This is a genomic window from Pelagerythrobacter aerophilus (assembly GCF_003581645.1).
GTDB classification, from domain to species: Bacteria; Pseudomonadota; Alphaproteobacteria; order Sphingomonadales; family Sphingomonadaceae; genus Pelagerythrobacter; species Pelagerythrobacter aerophilus.
The window spans coordinates 234,907-250,559 of the sequence record NZ_QXFK01000016.1 but is presented as its reverse complement, the minus strand read 5'-3'; the positions used below and the strand labels follow the sequence as shown (position 1 = coordinate 250,559).

The window sequence follows — 15,653 nt, the reverse complement described above, 5'->3', positions numbered from 1 at the left end:
GCCGCATGCGCACCGGCTAAGCGCCCGCGCATGGACCATTTCCAGCTCAAGAACGGCGTCCTTCACGCCGAGGACGTGCCGCTTTCCGCGATCGCCGAAGCCGTCGGCACGCCCGTCTACGTCTATTCGCGCGCCACGCTGGTGCGCCACGCCCGCGTGTTCCGCGAAGGGCTGTCGGCGCTCGACCAGCCGCACCTCGCTTTCGCAGTCAAGGCGAACCCCAATCTCGCGGTGCTCAGCGTCCTGCAGAAGGAAGGCTACGGCGCCGATGTCGTCTCGGGCGGCGAGCTGACGCGCGCGCTGGCAGCCGGGATGGCGCCGGCCGATGTCGTGTTCTCCGGCGTCGGGAAGACCCATGCCGAGCTCGTCCAGGGCCTCGAATCCGGCATCGGCCAGTTCAACATCGAGTCCGAGGAAGAAGGCTACGAGCTCGCCGCGATCGCACGCCGCCTCGGCAAGACGGCGGCCTGCGCGCTGCGGGTCAATCCGGACGTCGACGCCCGCACGCACGAGAAGATCTCGACCGGCAAGCGGGAGAACAAGTTCGGCGTTCCGCTCGACCGCGCCGGCGCGATCTATGCCGCGCTGGCGGCGGAGGACGGGCTCGATATGCGGGGCGTGGCCGTGCACATCGGCAGCCAGCTCGGCGATCTCGAACCGCTCGAGAGCGCCTTCACCAAGCTCGGCGCCCTGATCGCGGAACTGCGCGCGGCCGGGCTTTCGGTCACCCATGCCGACCTCGGCGGCGGGCTCGGCGTGCCCTACAAGCCGGGCGAGGTCATGCCCTCCCCTGCCGATTACGGCGCCATGGTCGCGCGGGTGACGAGCGGGTGGGACGTGCGCCTCACTTTCGAGCCCGGACGCGTGATCGCAGGCAACGCGGGCATTCTGCTGACCCGTGTGATCCGCTCCAAGCGCAGCGGCAACGGCCCGCCGTTCGTGATCGTCGATGCGGCGATGAACGACCTTGCCCGCCCCGCGATGTACGGGGCCTGGCACGACATCGAGGCGGTCGCGCCCAACGGAAACAGAATGACCTCGCACGTCGTCGGCCCGATCTGCGAGACCGGTGACACTTTCGCGATGGACCGCGAGATCGACGCGCTTGCGGCCGGCGATCTCGCCGTGTTCCGCACCGCGGGGGCTTACGGCGCGACGATGGCGAGCAGCTACAACAGCCGCGGCTTCGTGCCCGAGGTCCTGGTCGACGGCGACCGGTTCGCAGTCGTTGCGGACCGCATCCCGGCCGACGCGATCATGGACGCCGAGCGGGTGCCCGACTGGCTATGAGGAGCCTGCCGCTCTTCCACCGGGTCGCGGGCGAGCGCGTGGTCGTGCTCGGCGATGGCGATGCGGCGGAGGCGAAGCGGCGGCTGGTCGAACGCGCAGACGGCCAGTGCTGCGGCGAGGCGGAGGCGCATCATGCGCGGCTCGCGTTCGTCGCGCTCGACGACGCGCAGGAGGCCAAAGCGGCGGCCATGCGGCTGAAGGGCAAGGGGCTGCTGGTTAATGTGACCGACCGGCCCGAGCTGTGCGATTTCACCGTGCCGAGCGTGCTCGACCGCGATCCGGTGCTGGTCGCGGTGGGGACCGGCGGCGCCTCGGCAGGGCTGGCCAAGCACGTGCGGCTGCGGCTGGAGGCGCTGCTGCCGCCATCGCTCGGGCGGCTGGCGGAGGGGCTCTATGCCGCGCGCGAGGCGATCCGCGGGCGCTTTCCGGATACCGCCGATCGCCGCCGCGCGCTCGATGCCGCGCTGGCGGAAGGCGGTCCGCTCGATCCCTTGCGGGAGGACTCGGCGGAACGGATCGAAGAATGGCTGGACGATGCCGCCGATGGTGCCGCCAGCTCCTGCGTGGAGATCGTGCTCGCCAGCGACGACCCCGACGATCTGACATTGCGGCAGGCGCGGCTGCTGGGCGAGGCCGACACGATCCTGCACGATGCCGACGTGTCCCTCGCGATCCTGAACCGCGCGCGCGCCGATGCCGTGCGCAAGCCCTTGCCCGGCAACTTTTCCGGACATGGACACACTGTCATCCTGCGCCGAACCACGGCGGGTTGATCTTCACGAACCGCGTGGCTAGGCCCGGCCCGTCATCTGGGGAGTAGCCGACCGCCTGCGGGCGGGCCTGCGCGTCAACATACTCGGCCGAGAGGCCGTGGCGCGCGGGGGACGGGACACCGTTCGGGCGAGACCGATGGCATGGCACCCCGCCTGGCCGGGCGCGCGGTGCGATGCCGTTCGTCTTGTCGCTGCCCGGCCCGGAGATTCATCTTGGAAGCCTTTCTGACATCGACCGCCGTGGTCGCCCTCGCCGAGATCGGCGACAAGACCATGTTGCTCGCGATCGTGCTCGCGGCCCGGTTCAAGCAACCGCTGCCGATCGTGCTCGGCATTCTCTTCGCCACCCTCGCCAACCACGCCTTCGCTGCGTTTCTGGGCGAGGTCGCGAGCTTCCTGCTCGACGGGATCTGGTTCCGCTATCTGGTCGCCGCCTCCTTCATCGTCATGGCGGCGTGGACGCTGGTGCCCGACAAGCTCGACGAGGACGAGACGCCGAAGCCGGCCCGCTTCGGGGCTTTCCTGGCGACGCTGGTGGCGTTCTTCCTGGTCGAGATGGGCGACAAGACGCAGGTCGCCACCATCGCGCTCGGCGCGCAGTTCCAGAACGTGCTGACCGTCACCGCCGGTACCACGCTGGGGATGATGATCGCCAACGTCCCGGCGGTCTTCCTCGGCAACGCCCTGATCGCCCGCGTCCCCCTCGGCGCCGTACGTGCCGCGGCGGCGCTGCTGTTCCTGGCCGTGGGCGTCTGGCTGCTGCTGGAGACTGCGGGCTGGCTCTAGGCGAAACCCCAAGGTTCGTCGCCCCTTCCGCGGCGAACGCGGGGATCCATAACTGACGGCGGACCCTGTGTCCCCGCTTACGGGGGGATGACAAAAGGAGGCGGGAGAAGGCAAAGCGGTGGCACGGCGGGCCTTCCCTTGCGTCGCCCCATCCGCATTTTCCGTTACCTGCATCCTCCGTCATCCCAGCGTGCGCTGGGATGACGAGGGTGGAAACAACGCATCTCACCCGTTTCACCAACCATCTTGACAAAATGAACCATATGGGTTAGTGGGTGCGCGCCTGGTGGCCCTCAACGCCAGGCAACGAGGATCGGGGCAGGCACCTAGTCGACGGTGCCTTGTCTCTCTTCCGCTGGTCGATGGGCTCTGCTCTTCGCTCCAGCGGCGCGGCCGGTGCGACTGGCGTGCGATGCACAGGGCTCAGGTGTACCCCTCAAGGAGCCGGAAGCCTCGCTCCCTTCCGCCGGAAGCCGGGATGTGGATGTCCGCGGTGTCCCCGCGCTGCCCTTGCGAACCCGGCGATCAGCCCCGGGTCTCCCGGCAGCCGGCACACCGCGCGCTGGCGTGGCGGATCAGCCACGGGGCACGGGCGGACTTTTGGCGAGTCCCGGCCGTCTGCGCCCGCCGTTCCCGGACCGCAGGGATCGAACCGGGCCCCACCGCGGCGGCGGCGGGCAAGCGGATCGTGTGCGGCGAACCTCACGCCGCGGCACATCCGTCGGTCGTTCGCAAGCAAACCGCCACCGCCCGACCCCGCGCGCATGCCCCCTGGCATGCCGCACCGGCCGCGCGATCCGAGTTCACCAGGCGTCACGCATCCGGGTTCGCCGCCGGAGGATTTCTCGCGTGGGTGCCGTGGGTGCATTTCCGCCGCTTGCGTCATCCCAGCGAACGCCGGGATCGCGTGCAGCAAAGTCCGACCTGGCCGAGAGCGATCCCAGCTTGCGCTGGGATGACGAGAGGGGCGCGCCGGGACGGGTGGCGGCCCCTTTGGAGAACCCAGCCCCGCCGACACACCAACCTTTAACCGCGCCCTAGACCAGCCCGTCCGCCGCTCGTCCCAGTTCCTCGAAATAGCGGGCCATGGCGTCGGCGGCGCGGTCGCTGAGGGTGATGAAGGCGCGGCGGCGGTCGGTCTGGTCCTCCTGCCGTTCGAACAGCCCGGCCTCGGTCATCTGCCCGATCCAGCGCAGCGCCGTGGTCGGCGGGACGCCGCTCGCGATGCACAGCGAGCTGACCGATACGCGCGCATGCTCGGCCCGCGCCGCGGTGAGATCGAGCAGCATGTCCCACGCGGGATCGGCGAAGAACTCCGCACCGAAGTATTTCGCGCGCAGTCGCCGCTGGCGAATGATCCGGCGGACCAGCCGCGGGTCGGGCAGTGGCGAGCGCGGCTTGCGCAGCAGCTCGCGCTCCGCACTCTCCTCCCCGCCACGGTAATCCTGCGAAGGTGATTCGAACCGGAAGACGTTCGATTTCTCGGGCAGCCCGGCCGACAGGCGATCGAGCCGCGCGGCGATCTCGCCGACCTGTTCGGTCAGGCGGATCAGCGTCAGCCGGTCATCGTCCGAAAGCTCGCGCACGCGCGCACCGGAAATGGCCGAGAGCGCGCTGCCGAGCGCGATCACCCGCTCCGCCCGGGTCGGGGCGACCAGGATCTGCGCACGCGAGAGATCGAGGCAGCCGAAGACCGGCTCCAGCGCGGCCATGCTCGTCGAAACCACCAGCTGCGCACCGGAGCGCGCGGCGCGCACGTCGAGCCGGGCAAGCGCAGCCAGTGTCGCGGCGTCGGCTTCCGGGCAATCGAGCACGACCACGTCGGCTAGCACTCGAACGTCGCCTTCGGCCAGCGATGCGACCGACCCCAGTTCGCCCAGCCGCAAACCCGCGGCCATCGCGTCCTCGCCGATCGCCTGCCGCTGCTCCATGCGGTCGGCGTATATCGCTACCGCGAGCGCCGCTCTCTCCCCGTTCGCCACCATATCGTAGGCAAAATCCACTTGTCCCATGCACTCGTCTCCGCAAGCTTAGCTGCGAACACGAGTAGAACAAAGCGGGGTTAAGTCAAGAATGGAGGTAATTCAGCCCCGGTCGACGAAGGGGTCGCGCACGAGGATCGTGTCCTCACGCTCGGGGCTGGTGGAGACCAGGGCGACCGGCGTTTCGATCAGTTCCTGCACGCGCTGGATGTACTTGATCGCCTGTGCCGGAAGATCGGCCCAGCTCCGCGCGCCCGCGGTGGTCTCGCGCCAGCCTTCCATTTCCTCGTAGATCGGCTCGACCGCGGCCTGATCGGCGGCGTGCGAGGGGAAGTAGTCGAGGATCTTTCCGTCGAGGCGATAGCCGGTGCAGATGCGCACGGTATCGAATCCGTCGAGCACGTCGAGCTTGGTCAGCGCGATCCCGGTCACGCCGCTGATCGCGCAGCTCTGCCGCACCAGCACCGCATCGAACCAGCCGCAGCGCCGCTGGCGGCCGGTGACGGTGCCGAATTCGTGTCCGCGCTCGCCCAGCCGCTGGCCGACGTCGTCGTTCAGCTCGGTCGGGAACGGCCCGCTGCCGACGCGCGTGGTGTAGGCCTTGACGATCCCGAGCACGAAGCCGGTGCTGCCCGGCCCCAGCCCCGATCCGGCCGCGGCCGTGCCGCTGACGGTATTCGAGCTGGTGACGAAGGGATACGTGCCGTGATCGACGTCGAGCAGCACGCCCTGCGCGCCTTCGAATAGGATCTTCGCCCCGGCCTTGCGCACTTTCTTGAGCCGCTTCCACACCGGCTGCGCGAACTGGAGCACGAAAGGCGCGATCTCGCGCAAGTCGGCCAGCAGCTCGTCCCGATCGACCGGCGGCTGATCGAACCCGGCGCGCAGCGCGTCGTGATGCGCACACAGGCGGTCGAGCTGCGGTTCGAGGTGGTCGAGATGCGCCAGATCGCACACCCGGATCGCGCGGCGGCCGACCTTGTCTTCGTAGGCCGGGCCGATGCCGCGCCCGGTGGTGCCGATCTTGCCCGCACCCGCCGCGGTCTCCCGCAGACCGTCGAGATCGCGGTGGAGCGGCAGGATCAGCGGGCAGTTGTCGGCAATCGCGAAGTTGTCCGGCGTGATCGTCACGCCCTGCCCTTCGAGCTTTTCGATCTCCGCCTTAAGCGCCCACGGGTCGAGCACCACGCCGTTGCCGATTATCGAGAGCGTGCCGGTGACAATGCCGCTGGGCAGCAGGCTGAGCTTGTAGACCTTGTCGCCCACCACCAGCGTGTGGCCGGCATTGTGCCCGCCCTGGAAGCGGACCACGGCGTCGGCGCGGCTGGCGAGCCAGTCGACGATCTTGCCTTTGCCTTCATCGCCCCACTGGGCGCCGATCACGGTTACGTTGGCCATTCGGCGACTACCTGCTCCTGTGCGATCAAAACGCGCCGGGCGTTAGGCCGTGGGCGCAGTAAGGGCAAGGCGCGAGGCGCCTATAGCGGGACAACTTCGGTGCCTTCGAGCCGGTGCGTGCAGCCAAGCGCGCGCGCATCGTCCTCCTCGGACAGCGCCGCCACCGTGCGCCAGCCGATCGCCCGCAGACGCGCGGCCGCCCCGCTATCGTGGTCGAGCGGAAGGTAGAGCGTGTCGCGGGGCGGTGTGCCGGTCGCCGCTTCGGCGAGCCCGTCGAGATAGAGCGAGAAGCCGGTCGCGCGCTCCTCGCTCCCGCGGATGCAATATGTGCCGCCCCGGCCGACCGCACCGCGGACACCCGCGGCGTAGAGCATGAAGCCGAACCAGCTCTGGTATTCGAAGCCGTGCCGCTCGGCGGGATCGAGCGTGCAGCGCACCCCGGCGGGCACGCGCGCCGCGGCCTTGCGCAGCCCCTCGATCCGGCTTGCGAGTGCACCGTGATTGTCGACTTCGGCGACCCGGCCGATGGCTTCGCCAAACTCGCCCGCGGCGTAGAGCAAGGGCACGTAAGCCTCGCCGCCCGCCTGCCGCAGGCCGGCGGCATCCTTCATGTCCAGCTCGCGCCGAACAGCCTCGATCTGCTCGGGTGGGATCGGCAGGGCGTCGGCCGCCAGGGTATCGACCAGGTCGGGCATGGTGAAGTCGACCGATATGCCGCGCGCGCCGGCGGCTTCCAGAGCCTCGACCGCCAGGGCGACGATCTCCCCGGCCGCCTCGGCGCTGTCGCTGCCGACGAGCTCCGCACCGAGCTGCAGCTTCTGGCGCGCCGGGTCGAGCTGGTCGGCGCGGATCGTCACCACTTCGCCGGCGTAGCACAGCCGCACGGGGCGCGGCACGCCGGCCAGGCTGGTCGCGGCGATGCGGCCGATCTGCGGCGTCATGTCGGAGCGAAGCGCGAGCGTGCGCAGGCTCGCCGGGTCGACGAAGCGGAACATGCGCCGCGGCTGCACGCCGTCCATCCGCCCGGCCAGCGACCGCTCGAACTCCACCAGCGGCGGCCGCACGCGGTCGTATCCGTGCGAGTCGAGCACGTCGAGCGCACCCCGCATGGCCGCGGTCAGCGCCGCTGCCTGACGCGGGAGACGGTCCTCAAGACCTTCCGGCAGGAGATCGTCGGGATCGGTCACTGTGCTCCCCTCTTCCGTTGGCCGGCGCCAGTCCTTTGCGACGGGCTTGCGGCGAAGCGGCGTCCCGCGGGACGCCGCCCCTCTGCCGCATGGGTCGTCAGAACGCCAGCGGCTTCACCATCCGCACGCCTTCGAGCGCGCAGGCCTGCTTCACTACGTCGTCCGGAATCGGCTGGTCGACCGAGAGCAGCAGCACCGCCTCCCCGCCCGCATCGCGGCGGCCGAGGTGGAAGGTGCCGATGTTGATCCCGTTCTGGCCCAGCAGCGTACCGATGCGGCCGATGAAGCCCGGTGCATCCTCGTTGACGATGTAGAGCATGTTGCCCTTGAGATCCGCCTCGATCGCGACGCCGAAGATCTCGACCAGGCGCGGCGCACCGGCACCGAACAGCGTGCCCGCGACCGAGCGGTCGCCGGCTTCGGTTGCCACCGTGACGCGGACGAGCGTGTGGTACACCCCTTCGCGATCGTGCCGCACTTCGCGCACGTCGATCCCGCGTTCCTTGGCGAGGAACGGCGCATTGACCATGTTCACGCTGTCCGAATACTCTCGCATCAGACCGGCCAGAACGGCGCCGGTGATCGGCTTGCCGCTGAGTTCGGCGGCGTGCCCTTCGCGCTCGATGCTGATCTTGTCGAGATTGCCGTGCGCGAGCTGGCCGACGAGCGAGCCGAGGTTTTCCGCCAGCGCCATGTAGGGCTTCAGTTTGGGCGCTTCCTCGGCGCTCAGGCTCGGCATGTTGAGCGCATTGGTGACGCCGCCGTTGACGAGGTAGTCCGCCATCTGCTCCGCCACCTGCAAGGCGACGTTGACCTGCGCTTCGGTGGTCGAGGCGCCAAGGTGCGGGGTGCAGATGAAATTCGGCGTGCCGAACAGCGGCGAATCCTTCGCCGGCTCGGTCTGGAACACGTCGAGCGCCGCGCCCGCGACGTGGCCGCTGTCGAGCAGCTCCTTCAGTGCCGCCTCGTCGACCAGTCCACCACGCGCGCAGTTGACGATACGCACGCCGGGCTTGGTCTTGCCGAGGTTCTCGCGGCTGAGAATGTTGCGCGTCTGATCGGTCAGCGGCGTATGCAGCGTGATGAAATCGGCGCGCGCGAGAAGCGTCTCGAGATCGACCTTCTCGACCCCGAGCTCGATCGCCCGCTCGGGCGTCAGGAACGGGTCGAAGGCCACGACCTTCATCTTGAGGCCGAGCGCACGGCTGGCGACGATCGAGCCGATGTTGCCGGCGCCGATCAGGCCGAGCGTCTTGCCGGTGACTTCGACGCCCATGAACGCGCTCTTGGGCCATTCGCCGCGCTGGGTCTGCGTGTCGGCCGCCGGGATCTGGCGAGCGAGCGCCATCAGCAGGGCGATCGCATGCTCGGCGGTGGTGATCGAGTTGCCGAACGGCGTGTTCATCACCACCACGCCTTTGGAGCTGGCATAGGGAATATCGACGTTGTCGACCCCGATACCGGCGCGGCCGATCACCTTGAGGTTGGTCGCTGCATCGAGAATGTCGCGGGTCACCTTGGTCGCCGAGCGGATGGCAAGGCCGTCGTACTCGCCAATCACGGCCTTGAGTTCGTCGGGCGTCATGCCGGGCTTCACGTCGACCTCGCACCCGCGCTCCTCGAAAATGCGCGCGGCGTTGGGGTCCATCTTGTCGGAAATGAGGACTTTGGGTTTGGTCATGATAGCTCCCTCTCCCCTTCAGGGGAGAGGGCCGGGGAGAGGGGGACTCGTCACCGGCCCTTGAATAAGTTGCGGAATGGAGAGGAACTTCCCCTCTCCCAACCCTCTCCCTTGAAGGGGAGAGGGCTTGTGTCTCACATCACCCGTTCTTCAGGCTCTCGTAAGCCCACTCGATCCACGGCAGCAGGCGCTTGATGTCCTCCTGCTCGACGGTGGCGCCGCACCAGATGCGCAAGCTCGGCGGGGCGTCGCGATAGCCGTTGAAGTCGTAGGCTACGTCGAGCCCTTCGAGCTTCTTGACGATCTTCTTCGGCACGTCGGCCTGCTCTTCCGGCGAGAGGCTGTCGTACCAGTCGCCCTGGAAGACGAAGCACACGCCGGTGTTGGTCCGCTGAGCGGGGTCCGCGACCATGTTGCGCAGCCAGGGTGTCGCCTCGATCCAGTCGTAAACGATCTTCGCGTTGGCATCGGCCCGCTCGAACAGGGCCTTGCGGCCACCGATCGCCTGCGCCCATTCGAGCGCGGCGATATAGTCTTCGGTCGCCAGCATCGACGGGGTGTTGATCGTCGCGCCTTCGAAGATGCCGCGGTTGATCTTGCCGCCCTTCTTGAGTCGGAACAGCTTGGGCAGAGGCCACTCGGGGTCGAAGCTCTCGATCCGCTCGACCGCCTTGGGGCTGAGAATCAGCATGCCGTGCTGCGCCTCGGAGCCCATGACCTTCTGCCAAGAATAGGTCGTGGCATCGAGCTTGGGCCAGTCCATCTCCATCGCGAAGACGGCGCTGGTGGCGTCGTTGATCGTCACGCCTTCGCGGCCTGGGGCAAGCCAGTCCGTGTTCGGAATCTTCGCACCGCTGGTGGTGCCGTTCCAGGTGAAGACGACGTCGTTGTCCTGCGGGATCGCGGCGAGATCGGGGATTTCGCCGTAATCGGCGTCCAGCGTCGTCAGGCCCTTCAGCTTGAGCTGCTTGGCGGCGTCCTGAATCCAGACGTTGCCGAAGCTTTCCCACGCCGCCACCGTCGCCGGCCGTGCGCCCAGCATCGTCCACATCGCGCATTCGAGTGCGCCGGTGTCGGAGCCCGGCATGATGCCGACGAGGTAGTCCTCGGGAACGCCGAGCAGTTCGCGCGACAGGTCGATCGCGTACTTCAGACGCGCCTTGCCGAGCGCGGAGCGGTGCGAGCGCCCCAGCGAATCGGTCTTCAATTTGTCGAGGGACCAGCCCGGGAACTTTGCCGTGGGACCGGACGAAAAATAGGGGCGCTCCGGCTTCAGGGCCGGAGGCGTAAGGTCAGTCATGTATTCTCTCCTTGCAGAGAGCACGCGCGGCGTTGGGACCGCGTGGCCCACGCGCGGCAATAATGTTGCGCCGCAACAAGTCAAGCACGCATAGGATTGCATCCCCCGATCGCATGACATTTCAATTGCGCCGCCTCTCGCCAAGCGCGCGACATCCCCCTATGGGCTTGCCCGGCCATGGAGACCGCAGACCTTCGCATCGCCCTGTTCAGCGGCAACTACAACTACGTCCGCGACGGTGCGAATCAGGCGCTGAACCGGCTCGTCGGCCATCTACTGAACCGGGGCGCGGCCGTCCGCGTCTATGCGCCGATGGTGCCGGAGCCGGCGTTTCCGCCGGTCGGCGACCTCGTCGGCGTGCCGAGCGTGGCGATACCCGGCAGGTCCGAATACCGCTTCCCGCTCGGCCTTTCGAAGGAGAACTACGCGGACCTCGAGCGCTTCGCGCCGAACATCGTCCACACTTCCTCGCCCGATCTGGCCGGGCACGCCGCGCTCCGCTGGGCTCGCGCGCGGAACATTCCCGTGCTGGCATCGGTCCACACGCGGTTCGAAACCTATCCGCGGTACTACGGGCTCGGTTTCACCGAGCCCTGGCTCGAGGCGTTCATCCGGCGCTACTACAACCGCTGCGATGCCCTGGTCGCACCTTCGCAGAGCATGATCGAGACCTTGCGCGAGCAGGGGATGAACCGCGACATCTCGCTGTGGACGCGCGGGGTCGACCGCACGATCTTCGCTTCCGCCAAGCGCGACATCGCCTGGCGCCGCTCGCTCGGCATAGGCGACGACGACGTGGCCGTGGTCTTCCTCGGCCGACTGGTGATGGAGAAGGGTCTCGACATCTTCGCGGACACCATCATCGAGCTGCGCAAGCGCCAGGTGCCGCACAAGGTGCTGGTGATCGGCGACGGCCCCGCCCGCTGCTGGTTCGAGAGGGCGCTGCCGGGCGGCATCTTCGCCGGTTTCCAGACCGGCGCCGACCTCGGCCGCGCGCTCGCGAGCGGCGACGTGTTCTTCAATCCCTCGATCACCGAGACTTTCGGCAATGTGACGCTGGAAGCGATGGCCTGCGGCCTGCCGGTCGTAGCCGCCGGAGCGACGGGAAGTGCCAGCCTCGTACGCGATGGCGAGACCGGCACGCTCGTCCCGCCCGGCTGCCCGGTCGCGTTCGCCGAAGCGATTGCTCCCTATTGCACCGACGCCGAATTGCGCGCGCGCCACGGCGCGGCGGGCGAGGCGCGCAGCAAGGATTTCAGCTGGGACGCGATCAACCAGACCGTGGCGGATACCTATCTCCGCCTGGTCGAGGCGAAACGCCGCAAGCTTTAGCGCAGGACGCCGCGCTTGCGCATAGTCCAGGCGTACCAGAGCAGCGCCAGCGCGACCGCCCAGATGACCGCGAACATCGCCGGGCTGTTCATCTCGGCGAGCTCCGGCGGAAACTCGATCTGCGTCTGATAGATCGTCGAACCCGCGAGACCGAGCAGCGAGGCGACGAAGCCGGCGATCGCCCAACGGCTGCGCAGCAGCAGCAGGATTGAACCGGCGAGACCGCCCCAGACGCCCAGCGCCCAGGCTGCGTCGGCCCAAGCCGGAGCGCCGGCAAAGAAGGCCAGCGCGGCATCGGTCGTGGCCGCATCGAAACCCATCGCCTCGAAATAGCCGCGGTTGCCTATCTGCGTCTGCGTGTAGTCGTTCGCGCCGAACGCGTTCCACAATGTGGCGAGCACGCCGATCAGCCACAGGTGCCACGGCGTCTTGTTGGCAGCTTCCACCATTTTTCGAACCCCCTCTCCAGGCGACCCGACGGCGAGAATACCACTCCCGCCGCCGGTACGCCAGCCGGGGGTCAGCCGTCGCGCCAGTCGAAGGTCAGCGGTGCCTCGCGGAAGGCGAAGCGGTCGAGATGCTCGGCGACAACGCCCTTGAGCACTTCGAGCTGCCCGGGCTCGCTCGCGTCGATTCGGCATTCGAGCGTCTCGGGCGATGCTTTCAGGAACAGCGTGGCATCGCCCGCCCAACTGCCGCTGCGGCCTTCCGCCGGGAAGGTGACCCGCCCCTCCTCCGCCGAAAACTCGACCGAAAGATTGTGCGACCAGTGCTTGCAGAGCTGCTGGAGATAGCGCGATCCGTTTCCGGTCGGCACTATTGCCGTGCTGGATACTCTCATAGCCGTTCGATCCTCTTCGCCATCTCGTCGATCATATCGACGATGCTGTCGATTGCCTCCTCGTCGAGCTTGCCGGCCCGCGCGTGGTGCTTGAGCACGTTCGCGAGATTGCCCATCGCCCGCCACAGGTGCGGGGAGCGGCCGCGGTGCTCGCGCTCGCCGTGCGCGGAAAGCCGCTCGAACAGCGCCTCGACCTCCTCCGCCTTGTCGGCCAGTTCGGCCCGGCCGGTCTCCGTCGCAGCGAAGGCCTTGCGCGGGCTGTCGTCGCCGCGCTCCTCGATCATGCCTTCGTCGGCGAGAAGCTGGAGCGTGGGATAGACCGCGCCGGGGCTCGGGGCATAGACACCGCCGGTCAGTTCCTCGATCGCCTTGATCAGTTCGTAGCCGTGGCGCGGCTCGTCGGCGAGCATCTTCAGCAGGGCAAGGCGCAGTTCGCCATGTCCGAACATCCGCCCGCGCCGATGCCCGCGCCCGCCACCGCCGCCGAAAGGCCCGCGGGGACCGAACGGGCCGTGCTCGCCGAAAGGCCCTCCCGGACCGAAGGGCCCCTCGGGTCCGAACGGACCGTCCATTCCGAACGCCGCTGCCCAGTGGCGCCCGCCGCGCTTCCAGCCGCGGCCTGCGTGATAATTCATGTGTCGCATTTTCACAGATCCTTCTCTTCGATGCTTCACGATATATCTTAGAGCTATCGAATTTCAAGAACCCCTCGCGGCGACGCGTGCGATTTCCTATCTGCCTGGCTGATGGCCGATCTCTTTCCCGACACCCTGCCCGAGGGCTCCCCACCGTCCGAGCCGCGCGCCGACGCGCCGCTCGCCGATCGCCTGCGCCCGCGTACGCTGGAAGAGGTGGTCGGACAGGAACATCTCACCGGACCGGAGGGCGCGATCGGCCGCATGGTCGCCGCGGGACGGCTGTCGAGCATGATCCTGTGGGGACCGCCCGGCACCGGCAAGACCAGCATCGCACGTCTGCTCGCCGCCGCGGTGGGCATGCGGTTCGAGGCGGTGAGCGCGGTCTTCTCCGGCGTCGCTGACCTCAAGAAAGCCTTCGCCGCGGCCGACAAGGCGGCCGAAGCCGGCCAGCGCACGCTATTGTTCGTGGACGAGATCCACCGCTTCAACCGCGCCCAGCAGGACGGCTTCCTGCCCTTCGTCGAGCGCGGCACGGTGACGTTGGTGGGCGCGACGACCGAAAACCCAAGCTTCGAGCTCAACGCCGCGCTTCTTTCGCGCGCGCAGGTCCTGATCCTCCACCGGCTCGATGCGGCCGCGCTCGAGAAGCTGCTCGAACGCGGGGAGGAACTCGAAGGCCCACTCCCTCTCACCGCCGAGGCGCGCAGCGCTTTGGTCGCGAGCGCAGACGGCGACGGACGCTTCCTGCTCAACCAGGCCGAAACGCTTTACGCCGCGAAGATCGAGAAGCCGCTCGGCCCAGCGGAACTCGGCAGCTTCCTCCAGCGGCGCGTGGCGGTCTACGACAAGGATCGCGAGGGGCACTACAACCTCATCTCGGCGCTGCACAAATCCCTGCGCGGCTCCGACCCTCAGGCAGCGCTCTACTATCTCGCCCGCATGCTGACCGCGGGAGAGGAGCCGCTTTATGTCCTGCGCCGTCTCGTGCGCTTCGCCAGCGAGGACATCGGCCTCGCCGATCCGCAGGCGCTCGTGCAGTGCCTCGCCGCGAAGGATGCGTACGATTTCCTTGGCAGCCCGGAAGGCGAACTCGCGATCGTGCAGGCGTGCCTCTATTGCGCCACCGCCCCGAAGTCCGACGCCGCGTACCGTGCGCAAAAAGCCTCCTGGCGCAGCGCCAAGGAAACCGGCAGCCTGATGCCGCCGCAGAACATCCTCAATGCCCCGACCAAGCTGATGAAGGACATCGGCTACGGCAAAGGCTACGCCTACGATCACAACAGCGAGGATGCCTTCTCCGGGGCGAACTACTGGCCCGAGGAGATGGAGCCGCAGACCTATTACGCCCCGGCAGAACGCGGTTTCGAGCGCGAAGTCCTCAAGCGGATGGAATGGTGGGACAAGCGGCGGCGGGAACTGCGCGGAGAGTGACCTTCCCCCGCTTCTCCCATTTCCTCGCCATCGACTGGTCGGGCGCCGCGGGTGAGCGGCACAAGGGGATTGCACTCGCCCTCGCCGACGCTGCCGGCGGTCCGCCGGTGCTGATCGACCGCGGCCGAGGCTGGTCGCGAGCGGACGTGCTGGCCCTCCTGCTCGAAGACCTGCCGCCCGACACCCTCGTGGGGCTCGATCTCGGCATGTCCCTCCCCTTCGCCGATTGCGAAGGGTTCTTCCCGGGGCTTACAAACTCACCGCCTGACGCGCGCAGCCTGTGGGCGATGGTCGACGACATCTGCGCCGACGACCCGCACCTCGGCGCCTCCTCCTTCGTCGATCACCCGGACCTCAGCACATACTTCCGCCGCCACGGCGGGCGCGAGGGCGAGCGCTTCCGCTGCGACGGCGCCGCCCACGGCCGCGGGCGCTTCCGCGTGACCGAGCACGCGCAGGCCGCGCAGGGATGTAAACCATACTCGAACTTTAATCTCATCGGGGCGGCGCAGGTCGGCAAGTCAAGCCTCACCGGCATGCGCGTGCTTCATCGGCTCGAAGGTGCCCTGCCCGTCTGGCCGGTCGATCCGCTGCCGGAGACGGGCTCCGTGCTGGTCGAGATATATACCTCGCTCGCCGCACTCGACGCCCGGCGCTCTGCAGCACGAAGCAAGATACGCACGATCGTGGACCTCAACCGCGCGCTCGGTGCGCTCGCCTCTCCGCCGGTCGCGGGCGATGGCCCGATCGACGACCACAGCTCCGACGCATTGCTCGCCGCCGTCTGGCTGCGCGACGTGGCAAACGACCCTGCCCGCTGGCAACCCGGCGGCCTCACCCGCGAAATCGCGCGCACCGAGGGCTGGACCTTCGGCGCACTTTGAAGCAAAGGGCGCGCGCTTGCGTCCTTGTCGCATCACGACTTGGAAGCATCGGAGCCGGCTTAGCTCAGTTGGTAGAGCAGTTGATTTGTAATCATCAGGTCGCGGGTTCGATTCCTGCAGCCGGCACCAA

The 15,653-nt window shown here is 68.2% G+C and carries 14 protein-coding genes and 1 tRNA gene; 7 read left to right on the top strand and 8 right to left on the bottom strand.

The features are described from left to right. The first annotated feature begins 30 nt into the window (after positions 1-30). From lysA to D2V04_RS09505, 3 genes are all read left to right on the top strand, one after another. On the top strand, positions 31-1,290 hold the full coding sequence (gene lysA, locus D2V04_RS09515) for a diaminopimelate decarboxylase (RefSeq protein WP_119513399.1): 1,260 nt from the start codon (positions 31-33) through the stop codon (positions 1,288-1,290). Then, entirely contained in the window at positions 1,287-2,063 is a 777-nt protein-coding gene (locus D2V04_RS09510; RefSeq protein WP_119513397.1) for a precorrin-2 dehydrogenase/sirohydrochlorin ferrochelatase family protein, read from the top strand. The genes lysA and D2V04_RS09510 overlap by 4 nt, the downstream gene beginning before the upstream one ends. Before the next feature lie 213 nt (positions 2,064-2,276). Next, the gene (locus D2V04_RS09505) at positions 2,277-2,849 is read left to right on the top strand and encodes a TMEM165/GDT1 family protein (RefSeq protein WP_119513395.1); all 573 of its coding nucleotides are present in this window, start codon (positions 2,277-2,279) and stop codon (positions 2,847-2,849) included. A gap of 1,037 nt (positions 2,850-3,886) precedes the next feature. Here D2V04_RS09505 and D2V04_RS09500 read toward each other — a convergent pair. The 5 genes from D2V04_RS09500 to D2V04_RS09480 form a co-directional block, all read right to left on the bottom strand. After that, on the bottom strand, positions 3,887-4,861 hold the full coding sequence (locus D2V04_RS09500; protein ID WP_119513393.1) for a winged helix DNA-binding protein: 975 nt from the start codon (positions 4,859-4,861) through the stop codon (positions 3,887-3,889). Between the two features lie 72 nt (positions 4,862-4,933). Continuing rightward, on the bottom strand, positions 4,934-6,229 hold the full coding sequence (locus tag D2V04_RS09495; protein WP_119513391.1) for an adenylosuccinate synthase: 1,296 nt from the start codon (positions 6,227-6,229) through the stop codon (positions 4,934-4,936). An 80-nt stretch (positions 6,230-6,309) separates the two neighbouring features. After that, complete coding sequence (locus tag D2V04_RS09490; RefSeq protein ID WP_119513389.1) at positions 6,310-7,416, bottom strand: ATP phosphoribosyltransferase regulatory subunit; 1,107 nt, start codon at positions 7,414-7,416, stop codon at positions 6,310-6,312. Positions 7,417-7,513: 97 nt separating this feature from the next. Then, positions 7,514-9,097, bottom strand: coding sequence for a phosphoglycerate dehydrogenase (serA, locus tag D2V04_RS09485; protein WP_119513387.1), 1,584 nt, complete (start codon positions 9,095-9,097; stop codon positions 7,514-7,516). 139 nt (positions 9,098-9,236) lie between these two features. Next, positions 9,237-10,397 (bottom strand): phosphoserine transaminase, encoded by a 1,161-nt coding sequence (locus D2V04_RS09480; protein ID WP_119513385.1) that lies wholly within the window; start codon positions 10,395-10,397, stop codon positions 9,237-9,239. A 177-nt stretch (positions 10,398-10,574) separates the two neighbouring features. Between D2V04_RS09480 and D2V04_RS09475 the strand changes: the two genes are divergently transcribed. Continuing rightward, on the top strand, positions 10,575-11,729 hold the full coding sequence (locus D2V04_RS09475) for a glycosyltransferase family 4 protein (protein ID WP_119513383.1): 1,155 nt from the start codon (positions 10,575-10,577) through the stop codon (positions 11,727-11,729). On the opposite strand, the gene D2V04_RS09470 is transcribed toward D2V04_RS09475, so the two are convergent. From D2V04_RS09470 to D2V04_RS09460, 3 genes are all read right to left on the bottom strand, one after another. Further along, complete coding sequence (locus tag D2V04_RS09470; RefSeq protein WP_228766345.1) at positions 11,726-12,178, bottom strand: hypothetical protein; 453 nt, start codon at positions 12,176-12,178, stop codon at positions 11,726-11,728. The two genes, D2V04_RS09475 and D2V04_RS09470, sit on opposite strands and share 4 nt — an antisense overlap. A 71-nt stretch (positions 12,179-12,249) precedes the next feature. Further along, positions 12,250-12,570, bottom strand: a complete 321-nt coding sequence (locus tag D2V04_RS09465; protein ID WP_119513381.1) for a DUF2218 domain-containing protein — start codon at positions 12,568-12,570, stop codon at positions 12,250-12,252. Beyond that, complete coding sequence (locus D2V04_RS09460) at positions 12,567-13,214, bottom strand: PadR family transcriptional regulator (protein WP_228766344.1); 648 nt, start codon at positions 13,212-13,214, stop codon at positions 12,567-12,569. The genes D2V04_RS09465 and D2V04_RS09460 overlap by 4 nt, the downstream gene beginning before the upstream one ends. Positions 13,215-13,316: 102 nt before the next feature. Between D2V04_RS09460 and D2V04_RS09455 the strand changes: the two genes are divergently transcribed. The 3 genes from D2V04_RS09455 to D2V04_RS09445 all read left to right on the top strand — a co-directional run bounded on the left by D2V04_RS09455 (position 13,317) and on the right by D2V04_RS09445 (position 15,652). Continuing rightward, positions 13,317-14,639, top strand: coding sequence for a replication-associated recombination protein A (locus D2V04_RS09455; RefSeq protein WP_119513377.1), 1,323 nt, complete (start codon positions 13,317-13,319; stop codon positions 14,637-14,639). Continuing rightward, complete coding sequence (locus tag D2V04_RS09450; protein ID WP_182849717.1) at positions 14,600-15,523, top strand: hypothetical protein; 924 nt, start codon at positions 14,600-14,602, stop codon at positions 15,521-15,523. The genes D2V04_RS09455 and D2V04_RS09450 overlap by 40 nt, the downstream gene beginning before the upstream one ends. 53 nt (positions 15,524-15,576) lie before the next feature. Further along, positions 15,577-15,652 (top strand) — tRNA-Thr (locus D2V04_RS09445). The last annotated feature ends 1 nt before the right edge of the window (position 15,653 follow it).

Excerpts from the sequence above, each read along its gene's own strand:
- lysA (WP_119513399.1), top strand. The coding sequence starts at position 31 with ATGGACCATTTCCAGCTCAAGAACGGCGTCCTTCACGCCGAGGACGTG.
- D2V04_RS09510 (WP_119513397.1), top strand. The coding sequence starts at position 1,287 with ATGAGGAGCCTGCCGCTCTTCCACCGGGTCGCGGGCGAGCGCGTGGTC.
- D2V04_RS09500 (WP_119513393.1), bottom strand. The coding sequence starts at position 4,861 with ATGGGACAAGTGGATTTTGCCTACGATATGGTGGCGAACGGGGAGAGA.
- D2V04_RS09495 (WP_119513391.1), bottom strand. The coding sequence starts at position 6,229 with ATGGCCAACGTAACCGTGATCGGCGCCCAGTGGGGCGATGAAGGCAAA.
- serA (WP_119513387.1), bottom strand. The coding sequence starts at position 9,097 with ATGACCAAACCCAAAGTCCTCATTTCCGACAAGATGGACCCCAACGCC.
- D2V04_RS09480 (WP_119513385.1), bottom strand. The coding sequence starts at position 10,397 with ATGACTGACCTTACGCCTCCGGCCCTGAAGCCGGAGCGCCCCTATTTT.
- D2V04_RS09475 (WP_119513383.1), top strand. The coding sequence starts at position 10,575 with ATGGAGACCGCAGACCTTCGCATCGCCCTGTTCAGCGGCAACTACAAC.
- D2V04_RS09470 (WP_228766345.1), bottom strand. The coding sequence starts at position 12,178 with ATGGTGGAAGCTGCCAACAAGACGCCGTGGCACCTGTGGCTGATCGGC.
- D2V04_RS09465 (WP_119513381.1), bottom strand. The coding sequence starts at position 12,570 with ATGAGAGTATCCAGCACGGCAATAGTGCCGACCGGAAACGGATCGCGC.
- D2V04_RS09460 (WP_228766344.1), bottom strand. The coding sequence starts at position 13,214 with ATGCGACACATGAATTATCACGCAGGCCGCGGCTGGAAGCGCGGCGGG.
- D2V04_RS09455 (WP_119513377.1), top strand. The coding sequence starts at position 13,317 with ATGGCCGATCTCTTTCCCGACACCCTGCCCGAGGGCTCCCCACCGTCC.
- D2V04_RS09450 (WP_182849717.1), top strand. The coding sequence starts at position 14,600 with ATGGTGGGACAAGCGGCGGCGGGAACTGCGCGGAGAGTGACCTTCCCC.